This window comes from cyanobacterium endosymbiont of Rhopalodia gibberula, assembly GCF_003574135.1.
GTDB lineage: Bacteria > Cyanobacteriota > Cyanobacteriia > Cyanobacteriales > Microcystaceae > Rippkaea.
Map to the genome: position 1 here is coordinate 2,856,545 of NZ_AP018341.1, position 13,311 is coordinate 2,869,855.

7 protein-coding genes are annotated in these 13,311 nt (G+C 33.6%); 5 read left to right on the forward strand and 2 right to left on the reverse strand.

Going from position 1 to position 13,311, the window contains the following annotated elements:
* Positions 1–1,106 precede the first annotated feature (1,106 nt).
* On the forward strand, positions 1,107–3,605 hold the full coding sequence (locus RGRSB_RS09285; protein ID WP_119260806.1) for a phospholipid carrier-dependent glycosyltransferase: 2,499 nt from the start codon (positions 1,107–1,109) through the stop codon (positions 3,603–3,605).
* 603 nt (positions 3,606–4,208) lie between these two features.
* Here RGRSB_RS09285 and RGRSB_RS09290 read toward each other — a convergent pair.
* Positions 4,209–5,213: a glycosyltransferase gene (locus RGRSB_RS09290; protein WP_119260807.1), complete on the reverse strand. Its 1,005-nt coding sequence runs from the start codon at positions 5,211–5,213 to the stop codon at positions 4,209–4,211.
* Positions 5,214–7,019: 1,806 nt separating this feature from the next.
* Positions 7,020–8,477: a phosphoglucosamine mutase gene (gene glmM, locus RGRSB_RS09295; protein WP_119260808.1), complete on the reverse strand. Its 1,458-nt coding sequence runs from the start codon at positions 8,475–8,477 to the stop codon at positions 7,020–7,022.
* Positions 8,478–9,128: 651 nt separating this feature from the next.
* Here glmM and RGRSB_RS11225 point away from each other — a divergent pair.
* From RGRSB_RS11225 to RGRSB_RS09315, 4 genes are all read left to right on the forward strand, one after another.
* Positions 9,129–9,311, forward strand: coding sequence for a hypothetical protein (locus tag RGRSB_RS11225; protein ID WP_420822994.1), 183 nt, complete (start codon positions 9,129–9,131; stop codon positions 9,309–9,311).
* Positions 9,312–9,900: 589 nt separating this feature from the next.
* On the forward strand, positions 9,901–10,293 hold the full coding sequence (locus tag RGRSB_RS09305; RefSeq protein WP_119260809.1) for a hypothetical protein: 393 nt from the start codon (positions 9,901–9,903) through the stop codon (positions 10,291–10,293).
* Positions 10,294–10,682: 389 nt separating this feature from the next.
* Positions 10,683–12,281, forward strand: a complete 1,599-nt coding sequence (locus RGRSB_RS09310) for a 2-isopropylmalate synthase (protein ID WP_119260810.1) — start codon at positions 10,683–10,685, stop codon at positions 12,279–12,281.
* Positions 12,282–12,393: 112 nt separating this feature from the next.
* Positions 12,394–13,287, forward strand: coding sequence for an S-methyl-5'-thioadenosine phosphorylase (locus tag RGRSB_RS09315; protein ID WP_119260811.1), 894 nt, complete (start codon positions 12,394–12,396; stop codon positions 13,285–13,287).
* Positions 13,288–13,311 lie beyond the last annotated feature (24 nt).

The following is a 13,311-nucleotide window of genomic DNA, read 5'->3' on the forward strand; positions in this document are numbered from 1 at the left end:
GTTTATTGTCATGACAATAGCTAAATACTTGATATCTAATGTTATTTTAATTAAGCTAGTCCTAGTTATAACTTTTTTTAAAAAGTGTACGTCTATCTATATTAGACCATCTTCTTTTAAACTTAGATAATTTAATAGAATTATTGTTGTATATTTTACTCATATTAAAAATAATAACACTTTCCAAAAACAATAAATATCCTTTCTTGATTTTTTTTTAAATAGAAACTAATCTCTTATCAAAAGAGACATTTAGAGGATATACTCATAAAGTATTATTTTTTTTGTTATTATGATTTATCGGTAATAATTACTTTAATTTTGTTTTACTTTTTCGCAATTTTGATTTTTTAGTAGACTCCATTTCAATAGAAATACCTACAATTAATAATATTGTTGCGCTATTAATAGCATTTTTTTTACTTAAAGCTAGATCCTAAGTATAGATTAAATCAGGTAATTCAAAAAAAGTTACTATAATATTAATGTACTTTTAAGCTTTTTTTATTATTTTAAATTTATTGTTTCTTTTGGTCATTATTATTCAAGCTTCTTTAAGCAGAGTAATTTATACAGAGCTATAAAGAATATTAGTTGTTGATGGATTTTTTTTTTATAAAGTTACATAAAATAGGTTATTTTTTTTCATTCAGGTTTAAATAATTTATCAAACCAGCTTTATTAAAAGTTATTTTTCTCAGTTATTAAATCAATATATAATTAGTTTTCTAAATAAGATCGTTCCTGTTTAAAGTTGAACCACTGAAAAACTTATTCGATATATTTTATTGTCTCAAATAAAGATAAGTCAAACAATTAGCTAGGTTAAAAATTTTGAATTGTCTTAGATAATTTATCTGAGTACCTGATTATATATTAAATTCTTAATGATTTTATCAGTGACTTTCTATTTGATGCAATTACTGTAATAGGAGTTAAAAAACTAATAAAAGAAATAAAACAACTTTATTGAAATACCACTCAAGTAAGAAAATTGTTAAATATTTTTTTTAATGTTATTTGAGTAAATAAGCAAAATTTCAGAACTAGCTATAATGTTATAGTACATCAGTAATCATATCACTTCTCCAATTAGTCTCATCAAGATGAACATCAAAAAACTATTCCTAAGCCCCACTCAAGAATGGATGATACTAGGACTAATTTGGTTGATCAGTAGTCTGAGTGATCATATCTGGCTAATTTTAGATCATTCTATTCCCCCTTGGGATCAAAGTAATCATTTAACTAAGTCTCTCCAATATCTCTACGCATTGGAATCTCCACACTTTTTTGATGGTGAATGGTGGCGAAATTTTTGGATGATATCATCAAAATATCCTCCGTTAACCTATATTATTGCTGCTTTATTTCAAAAGGTTTTTGGAGTTGGTAATGATACTGCATTAATCACTAATTTACTTTATAACAGCATCTTGATTTTTGCAGTTTATACATTAGGTAAAATTCTATTTAATCATCAAATCGGCTTGTGGGGAGCCGGTTTATCGATGTTATTTCCTAGATTATATCAAAGTCGTTTACAATTTTTGATTGATACTCCATTAATGACATTGACAGTTCTGTCTTTTTGTTGTTTAACTTTTTGGAAACTCCAGAAAATTTCTTATAAACAATGGCTATGGACAGTTATCTTTGGAATCTGTTGGGGATTTGCATTATTGACAAAACAAAGTGTCATGTTTTTCTTGTTTACTCCTTTACTATGGCTAGTAACAAGCTACATCTTTAAATGTAAGTGGGAAAGAATATTACAATTGATGATTAGTTTTATCATATCTAGTATTATTTGGTTTCCCTGGTATCGAACCAATTGGATTTATTTATTTAGCACAATTCGTAATTCTAATACAATTCCTGCCTCTTATGAAGGAGATCCTCCTCTTAACACCCTAGCAGCCTGGACTTATTATTGGCAAGATTTACCTTCGGCAGTCACTTGGATATTACTAGTGGTTCCTTTAGTTGGTTTAATATTAAATGGATTAGGAAAATTTCCTAAAAGTAAACAAGAAATAGAAATAAATAAACTAAGACAAGGAATTATCTGGTTAGCGATTTATTTTATCGGTTCATATTTAATTTGTTCAGCTCTTTTTAACAAAGATACTCGCTATATTATGTCTTATCTACCAATTTTAGCGATATTTTTAGCTTACGGGTTAGTTCAGTGGAGAGGAAAATGGGAACCTGTTAGATGGACAACTTTAGGACTTGTATTCGTGGTTATGTGTACAAATTTGTTTCCTATTCCTGGGACGGATAAACTTACTTTAACGTTAAGTTCAGGAGGATTATTCCGTCCCTATCTTAATAGAGATATTCCTAATACTGAACTCATCAGAACTGTACAGAAAATAAGTCCTTATCAGATATCTAATTTGGGGGTTATTGTTAATACAGATTTTTTTAATCATAATACTCTTAATTATTATGGACAAGTGGCTAATTTTCAAGTTCATGGCCGAGAATTAGGAAATAAAGAAGAAGACATACAACAAGACCAAAAATATTTTGATTGGTTTGTTACTAAAACAGGAGATAATGGATTTGCTAGAAAACCCCAATTAGCTCTAGCTAAGAAACTAGAAACTGATACAAATTTTTTAACTGTTAAAACTTGGAATCTATCTGATAAAAATATTTTAACTTTATACCATCGTAAACTCCCATCTGTAATCGTCAAAAAGAACTCAAATATATCTAATAAAGTTAATTTAGATAGAGTTAAAATCCCCCAAAGGATTCCTTCAGGGTTTCCTATTCCTATTACTTATGAATGGTCAGGATCTTGGAAAGAATTAAAATCAGGTTTACTTTTATTAAACTGGGAACTTATAGAAGAAAAAGAAAAACAAACAAAAAAATCAACTAAGCTTTGGATACATGATCATGGAATTGGAGGAGGAATGTTGTCTGGAAATTATCCAGACGAACAAAACTTTAAAGTTATTGAAAATTTAGGGATGATGGTTCCTAAAGATTTGCCTTCAGGAGATTATCAGTTGACAGGAATATATCTCAATCGTAATACTGGAGAAACTTATCCGATCGTTGTCTCTGATGTTAATATCACCATCGATAATAATGCTTCTCCTATCTCTTCATTTCCATTAGATTTAGTCACAAGATTAAGACAACTTTCCTTAAATTTAGCTCAAGGAATAGAGGGACTTGACCCTATTTTTGATCAAGTTGATCGGATTAACCAATATGACCCAATTCAAGATTATCTTAAACAAGCAGAAGAATCATTAACTTATCGCTTAAATCATCACCCAGGAAAATATGAACTAGACTGGACTTATGGGTTAGTATTATCCCGTGTTTTACAAGAAAATCCTAAAGGTGCGATCACTGCTTTAAGACAACTAATTAAACTTGCTCCCAATAACCCCTATCACCATGCCTATCTGGCGTTTGTTTATCTCTATAATTGGCAACCAAAGGCTGCAGAAACTTCGTTAAGATCTGCTCTCGGACTTAAACCTAATACCGAAGAATTCCAAATATTATACGGTATTTCAGCTATAATGCAGGGCAATTTTTTTAAAGGATGGCTTATCTTATCACCGTTACTTTAAATTTATTCAAATGAATTCAAATCAAGATATAACAAATAAATTCTATAGTTTTGTATGTTATGATAATATCCTTTTTAAGCTTGATTATTAAATAACTATTCTATAGTAATTATGAAAAATTTTTCTTACAGTTACTAGCTAGATTTTCCAGAAAGCTATAGTTCTAAGTTCAATAATTTAGGTTTAGTATTTAAAGAAATTTGAATTGTTGTAGTGTATTTCATACAGTCAAACACTAAGCCTTGTGCCTTTTCTCTAAATAATTGCTAAATGTATATATAGTAAATATAAATTGTTTAGACGTTTTTATTTATATTTATACTCTATATTAATATATTTTTTAGTCTAAAGAGTATTAGAGCCTTGAAGTGATAAAAATAACCAAAGTTAATCTATATAAAAAAGTAAAATATAAAAAATATTGACCTGGATAAGTGGCAGTCATGAAATCGAACTTAAACTTACAAGAATTAATTTGTCAACAATAATAACAATAATTAGTATGGTAATATAAGTGACTATTATCGCATTTTATGCAAAGATAGTATAAAATACAATTTTAATTATTCCAACAACAGAAAGACATAATTGTAACATTAATTGTTATAAAAATAAACTATTACACACTTTTCTTATCTTCTCCCAAACTTTTTTAAAAAATAATTTAGTAAATTTTAACTTAGTTAACGTCTGAATATCATTACTATACTGAGGCTTGCTGTCAAAAAATAAATTGATATCCTCTAAAATTAATTCTAAGCGCTTAATAATATTGTCTGCTCGATACTCAGATAATACCTGTTCTAACAGAATCATCTTATTTGAAGAATTAATGGTCTTTAAGATTCTTTGCACATCATAAATCGTTGAATATCCTGCAATTTTATAACAATTGAAACCAGGATCTAAATAATCGGATAATCCACCATTAACACTCGAAAATACCTGACAACCACAAGCTAAGGCTTCCATTGGCTGTAATCCAAACCCTTCACTTATCCCTTGTTGTGCCCAATATTCTGCCGAATCGTAAAGATATACTTTTGTTCGATTAAACAATTGACTCAAATCTTTAACATATGAATCAACAACAAAAACTTTGCAATGTTTTTTTAACTCAGGAACTAACTGTTTAATTAGATATTCCGAGGATTTTCTAGCTTGAACTAAAACATCAATATCCCGTTCAATATGCAAGTTAGTAAACTCATTAGAAATTTGATTAGGTAAATAATAAATCAGAGAATTAGGAGCTTTTTGTCCCCAATAACCCATTGTATTTCGACTAACTGTTATGATGGGAACACTTGGAGGTAATATGAAATTATACCCTGCACTATGAGCATGATAAACGATATGGTAATTCTTTAATTTGTCCGCTAAACTAGGAACATCAAAACCCCAACTTATTACAAATATGACATTTTCAAGTGATTTTGCTGGAAAAATATCATCAAGAAATAATGTTTCTGGTTCTCGTTGACGATAGGTAACCAATTGTGATTTACAGATTTGCTGCGCTAGGTTAAAGGTTTTTAATTCAGCCCATAGTCCACCACAAGCAAATTTACCACCCGTCCCTGGAACTAAAAAATAAAGCTTTCTCATTAGAATTATTGATTGTTGAAATTGTTAATTAACAATGAAATCAAGAAGGAGAATATACATAATGGTACGAGAGCAAGTAGTCACACACTATTAAAGTTGAACATAAATCAAGCTACATTGTAATAACAACAGTTTTCGGTTTTTTAGTTACCCTTCTTAATATAAAGCATTTTGTTTATCGATATCTGACTATTTATCGTTTTTCTTAAGGCAATTGTTTTAAGATTTTTAGGAGTTATGTATTGACATATAAACTTACATATGAGATATCTGAAAACAGAACATAAAGCAATTACCGAAAATTGAGAGTGTAAAATTGTTAGGATGGAGTAGAACGTCAAGACAAGATACAGATCTCATAACTTTTAGAAAAAAATTAACAGACAAGTGTCATTTAGAGTTATGTAACTGGTATTTTACTTCCTAAAACCAATATCTGGTCTGTAATCGTCTGTCCGAAATGTTTGATTATGTGTCTCATGAAAGCATAAACTATTTCTGACTAAGGGTTAAGTTATGAGTCTGTTCATTTATTAAATGAAGTTAAACAAGATATTAATTTTATAGGTTAAATTTTAAGTGTAGATAATACAGTGATTCAAACACTTTACAGTAATACCGACTTAAGATGAATTGTAGGCTATTTTTGATTACGGAATAAATATAAAACTACTTACTAAAGAAATTAGCCTACTTGCTTTATATTCCCCCTATCAGTCTGGAGTCTTATTGACTTTTAATTTATAGATTGATTTTATAAAAGAGGAAATAATTTCTCTGTAAGTGAGTATTTTAAACTTATTGTGTCAGAAAATATAAAGCAATTTTAATTATTTTTTAGGGTTTAAAAAATAATTAAATTAAAGTTAATAAAAATTAAAAACTTAACTAATAATTAATTTTTAATTCAAATGGGATTATCTATTGAAGTTAATGATAACTTTATTTACATCTATTTTAGATACAGTTTAGTTTCTTTATTTTTTTTAGAATTGGTTAATATTAAATATTTTTTAGTTAGTTAAATATATAAGAATTATTTTGTTTATTCCAGACCATATATAACTTCTACTTGTTTTTAAAATATTTACTAACCTAAAGTATTAGGGAGTTAAATGAATAACTATAAAAAACTATTTTATTTACATTAAGAAAACTGTTAAACTCTTAGCTGTGATGATGAAATGTTGAGACCAGTAGGATGAAGACAAAATTTGTCAGTATAGCTGGTGGACATCACTGATTTGATGTCAGCAAATTATTGGGGACTCAAAGCAATTCTAAACCAACGATTGTTTATTTAAAGATTTATGTAGAAACTAGTCACAATAACATTGAGCAACTCAAGTAACAACGCTACAAAAATCTTATATAAAGAATTATTTAAATTAAAAACTTATACAAAATATTGATAGTGAAACTAATAAATATAGTCTAAAATTAATAGGTCTAAATAAGTTTAATTGTAGCAAACAGATTAAGCGTATAATTTTCACGCATTAGGATAAATTTTGATGTATTGAATCTTATTTAGTTTTTACTGTATGTGAAATTTTGGGCATACAAGTGATTATTTACGTACAGTAAAGACGAGTCTCTAGTTAACAAAAAACTTACCGCATTTAAAGCTAGACTTTATGGCACTCAAAACACTACAAATGCAGATAAGCAAGTGTAAACTCCAATGTACAAAAAAATATTTAGAACGAAGACCACCCTTAAAGGCAGCAGGCTTTATTTTTAGGAGCTTTAGTCACTGTGCAAACTAATCACACTGAGATTCTTAAGTTATACGTGGTCGACTTATTAATTTACTAAATATCGCTCGACAACCTTCACTAAATACTCAACCCACTCATGAGCATCTTTAGCACTTACTGATTCTACCATGACTCTAATTAAGGGTTCTGTCCCAGAAGGACGAACTAAAACCCGACCAACATTTCCCATCTCTGTTTCTGCTTGGGTGATGGCTTCTCTCAACGGAATACATTCTTGCCAAAAATGACGCCGATCGCGGTCCTCCACACGAACATTACGTAAAATTTGAGGATAGGTTTGGAAACTGTTATCTACTAGGGTGGCTAAAGACTCTTCAGACTGACAAACTAAAGCTGCTAGGTGAAGGGCAGTTTGTACCCCATCCCCAGACACTCCGTAATGATGACAAATAATGTGGCCTGACTGTTCACCCCCAAGCATCGCTCCAGTTTCCCACATTTTGGTTTGAACATAGCGATCACCTACAGATGTCCGCATAAATTTACCCCCTAAGTTTTCCCAAGCTCTTTCAAATCCTAGGTTAGCCATCACTGTTCCCACTAAAAGATTATTAGGCAGTTTTCCTTTTTGAAGAAGATATTTTCCCCACAGATATAGAATATAGTCACCATCAACTACCCTTCCTTGACTATCGACAGCCATTACCCGATCTGCATCTCCATCAAAAGCAAATCCTAAATCAGCCTGATGTTTCTTGACTGCCTGTTTGAGTAAATCAAGATGAGTTGAGCCACAATTAACATTGATGCAATTGCCATTAGGGTAATCGTGTAAACATATTACCTGCGCCCCTAGTGATTTAAAAGCCTGGACAGCCACATTTACCGATGCCCCCCAAGCCAAATCTAAAACTACTCGCATTCCCTGTAAATCTAGACTTTGCGGGAGAGTACTTTGTAAAAATTGGCAATATTTATCTACTAAATCTGGCTGATAGTAGGTTTTTCCCCATTCTCGAGGATGCTCTAATGGTAAGGAGAGATTACCACGTAACCATTCTTCAATCTGTTGTGTTAATACTTGACTTAGTTTTGTCCCTTCATGGTTAAAGAATTTAATCCCATTATCCTCAGGAGGGTTATGGCTTGCAGAGATCATAATTCCACCCACTGCGTCACTGGTGCGTGTCAGATAAGAAACACAAGGAGTAGGACACAAACCTAATTGCCAGACTTCTAGACCGGCAGAAGTCAACCCAGCAGCCATAGCCATGGCCAACATATCGCTAGAGTTTCGGGAATCTTGCCCAATGATCACCGGACCTGAAGTGACCCGATTCACTTTCAATACTTGTCCTGCCCGAAATCCAAGTTGAAGGACAAAAGGGGCAGTTAACAAGTCACCTGCTTTACCACGAATGCCATCGGTTCCAAATAAGGGGCTATTGGGGAGATGGGCGCATTGTCCCAAGAAACCTGGGTTTATGGTGGCACTGACACGATCCATCCAATTGTTTCCATTACGAGATAGAGAACTTACCATTTTGTCTATTTCCTCACACAACACACTCACTTTTAAAGAATATACCCTATTTGTCAATAGGGAAGGATTCACTTTTTTTTATAAGTAAATTTAATCATTACCATCTATACTGAACGTTGATGGCTGGTTTAATGTTCCAAAAATGAATTAAGTAGTCAAAAGTTGTCACCTTTTATTTCCGTATCTATTGTGTCTGTGCTCACGTCCTAGAATTTAGACAAAAAAGGGATAGTGCTTTTTTAGCTTAAAATTAAACGGGTGTGCGCAGCATTATAATCGGATAACTTTCCCGAATACTAATAATTCAAAATTTATTGACCCTCACTGTGTCCGAAACTAAAAAAAATGGAAACTGCTCATCAAAGCCTTTAAAACAGCTATAGGTAAGGATGGAGTCGTCCAGCGCAAAGAAGAACTTATTACCTACAAATTCGATGAATTAACTCGTTATCGTCAACGGACTGCTGTAGTTGTTCTACATCAAACCACTGAAGAAATGGCTGCTGCCAGTAAAAATTTGCCATAATTATTAAATTCTCTGGATGACTAGAGAAGCGGGAACAAGGTTATTAGGGGGCATTACCGGCTAGAAAATGCATAAGCTTATATTATTTATTTAGTGCAGATACTATTTCAGCCAGCATGGAAATTATGAATAACCATTCTATTGATGTGGTAGCAGATCTAGTAGCCACTAAGTGTTGTTCCAGGGATGCTGAAGTGATTTTGTTAGTGGAACTGGATAGGCTAAGCGTAGAATCTACTGTGAATAAAGAACAGAGCGTCCAAATTTGTCGGCAAGATAAAGCTAGAGGGATAGCCTCCTCTAACTAATAATGTAGAAAGCAGTCTAAAATTTTGGAGAGGACGAAAAGTGCTCTTTGCTACGATGGGTAGGATTAATCTTAGTTATTCTGTTCAGGAAGGGGTAATTCCTCGGACTAAATTAGTGGAAGTGTTGCGATAAATTGGTTAATTAAGAAAAAATAAGGGTTATTAAATTGCTAATATTTTTTGTGCTGCAGATAGCCACTTAACATCTATCAGTTCTTGATGATAATGCTGTAGTAGGAGCATGAGAATAAGTAGAAGAATTAGGGGAAGAAATCCTTAAATTATGTGTGGAGTCTGAGAAAAGTTTATCAGAAGAATACTGTATTGGAACCTACAAAAACTGTTACATATCTTAATATTTTTAATCAAAATGGTTTAGAAACCATACGTAATAGATATACAAAGTATTTAATCCCAATAATTTAACTAACCCTAGTAAAGTTTTTCCTACTATCCAAAATTATTAAGAAACAGCTAATGCTAAACTATAAGCGTTCGAAGGGGTGAAATTCTATTTAAAAATTATTGGTCAATTATTCTCCCAACTCACGGGTAGCTTCATCTTTGTTCAACTATTGACTTAATTAATATGCTGGGAAATTTTCAAGAAAGTCATTTACGCATCGCTGTTGATGTCAATGAAAGTACTATTGGTAATAGTTTACTAAAAACGAAAAATCTCCGTAAATGGATCATTCCTCAAACTCTATCCTCTGAACTTCCTGATACCTTAGAAGCAGGAATAGTCTTTACTAGTTGGCTGGGATTCGTTTCCATCCACCATCAAGTAGAAATTGCTAATAAAAACAGCTTACGACTAATACTAAGTCAAGGAATTGATGGCTATCATGAATGGATTTGGGGCGATGGCTGGGTGCAATCTAGATTAGAAGGAATTTCTCTTTTACCTCTTAAATTAGGACAAACTTTTGATTTACTGAAATTACGTCAGTTTGTCTTAACTCAAGAACAAATTTTTTGATAAAAAGGAGTCCTAATTCGAGTAGGGTGGCGATGTCTTAGACTGGCAAGATTCCAGTTCATCCTTTAGTGTAACCCTAACAATAGGATTAGGGACGATAGAAACCTTGAGCTAGGGTTGTAGAGGGATAAGGTAAGCTGACATCAGCAGCTACCATTAAGCTTACAGTTGATATTTGTCGAAGCCATTTTAATATTGACATCATTTCCACAGGAGCAGATAGAAGTCGTAGAGAATCAGTTTTAATCGATTAAGGATTTAAAAAACAACTGAAATATCGGAATTCTTTAACCCCAAAAAATCTATGGCTTAGAATCAAAGAAAATTGCTATAATTCCAGAAGATACTGAAATCAACAATGTTCTTAATAAGTTAGTGCGAGTTGGGCTATGAGTAATTACTCTGACCGGATTATTATTTTTGACACAACTCTACGAGATGGGGAACAGTCCCCCGGCGCAAGTTTAACGGTTGAAGAAAAACTAACTATCGCTCGATCGCTCGCACGACTTGGAGTCGACATTATTGAAGCAGGATTTCCTTACGCTAGTCCTGGGGACTTTGAAGCAGTTCAAAAAATTGCCAAAACTGTAGGAACCGAGACTGGACCTATCATCTGTGGGTTAGCCAGAGCAACCAAGAAGGATATTAAAGCAGCTGGGGAAGCTCTTAAACCTGCTGTAAAAGCTCGTATACATACTTTTCTAGCCACCTCAGATATTCACCTCGAATACAAACTCAAAAAAACTCGCCAGGAAGTCTTAGCTATTGTTCCTGAAATGGTAGCTTACGCTAAAACCTTTGTGGATGATGTAGAGTTTTCTCCTGAAGATGCAGGACGAAGTGACCCTGAATTTTTGTATCAAGTCCTCGAAAAAGCGATCTTAGCTGGTGCAACGACCCTTAATATCCCTGATACAGTCGGTTATACAACTCCCAGTGAATTTGGTGCATTAATTAGCGGTATTAGAGAAAATGTCCCCAATATTGATCGTGCTATTATCTCTGTTCACGGCCACAATGATCTAGGGTTAGCAGTGGCTAATTTTCTCGAAGCAGTTAAGAATGGAGCTAGACAGCTTGAATGTACCATTAATGGGATCGGAGAACGGGCTGGTAATGCTGCGTTAGAAGAATTGGTGATGGCTTTGCACGTGCGCCGTCAATATTTCAATCCTTTCTTCGGTCGTTCCCCCGACTCTACTGAACCTCTGACCCAAATTCACACTAAAGAAATTTACCGTACGTCTCGTCTCGTCTCCCAATTAACTGGAATGATGGTACAACCTAATAAGGCAATTGTAGGAACTAATGCTTTTGCCCATGAGTCGGGAATCCATCAAGATGGAGTACTCAAACACAAGTTAACCTATGAGATTATGGATGCAGAATCCATCGGGTTAACCCACAATCAGATTGTCCTGGGCAAGCTATCAGGACGTAATGCTTTCCGTAGTTATTTGAAGGAATTAGGGTTTGAATTATCAGATACAGAAATTAATAACGCTTTTTTACGGTTTAAGGAAGTGGCCGATAAAAAGAAAAAAATTACTGACTGGGACTTAGCAGCGATCATTAACGACGAAATTCAACAAGCCCCCGAATTATTCCGTTTAGAATTTGTCCAGGTATCCTGTGGGGATCATTCTGTCCCCACGGCTACTGTTACCCTAAGGACTCCTAATGGTCAGGAATTAACTGATGCAGCCATTGGGACCGGTCCTATAGATGCGGTTTACAAAGCTATTAACCGTGTGGTTAATGTTCCTAATGAGTTAATTGAGTTTTCTGTAAAATCAGTTACTGCTGGAATTGATGCCATAGGGGAAGTTACAATTCGCCTAAGCCATGAAGATCGCATCTATTTAGGATATGCAGCCAATACTGATATTATTACTGCTTCGGCACGAGCTTATATTAGTGCCTTGAATCATCTTTATGGTGCAATTCAGCAGAAGTCACAAATGACACTAAAAAATCGGAATTAGGCATCGTTTGGAATGGAGAACCCCCGACTTTTGAAAATTCAGAGTTTCCTTATCCCCCATATGTTTCTTATTTTGAGGATATGATGTTCTTGGATCAAATCTAAAGTAAATCATGATTAAAGCAAAAATAGGTGTCCTAGGTGGTAGTGGTTTATACCAAATAGATGCTCTCCAAGATGTCCAAGAAGTCCACCTTGATACTCCTTTTGGTTCCCCTTCCGACGCTTATATTTTAGGAACTATTGAAGGAACTCCTGTAGCCTTTCTCGCTCGTCATGGACGAAATCATCATTTAATTCCATCAGAATTGCCTTTTCGCGCAAATATCCACGGTATGAAACAATTAGGGGTAGAATATCTTATCTCAGCTTCTGCTGTAGGATCACTCAAAGCTGAAATTAAACCCCGTGATTTGATTATTCCTGATCAATTCATTGATCGTACCCGTAACCGAATTTCTACCTTTTTCGGGGAAGGATTGGTCGCTCATATTGGTTTTGGACATCCTGTTTGTAACCAATTAGCCGCTATATTAGGGGATGCAGTGGAAAGTCTTAACTTACCTGACACTACCTTACACAGAGGGGGTACCTATGTTTGCATAGAAGGGCCAGCCTTTTCTACTATTGCTGAATCTAACCTCTATCGTAGTTGGGGCGCGTCCATTATTGGAATGACTAATTTAACCGAAGCGAAACTCACTAGAGAAGCAGAAATTGCCTATGCTACCCTAGCATTAGTTACGGATTATGATTGCTGGCACCCGGACCATGATCATGTCACCGTTGAGATAATCATTAACAATTTAAACCACAATGCTGTTAATGCCCAAAAGGTTATTGTAGAAACAGTAAGAAGGTTGAGTGAAAGTCCGCCAGTATCCGAAGCCCATAATGCTTTGGAATATGCGGGGTTGACTCCTTGGGATAAAATTCCACCGAAAACTCAAGAAAAGTTAGCAGTATTAATTCAAAAATATTTACTGAGGGATAATAGATTAATTTAGGTATAGAACTTTTCTTTTGAAGGA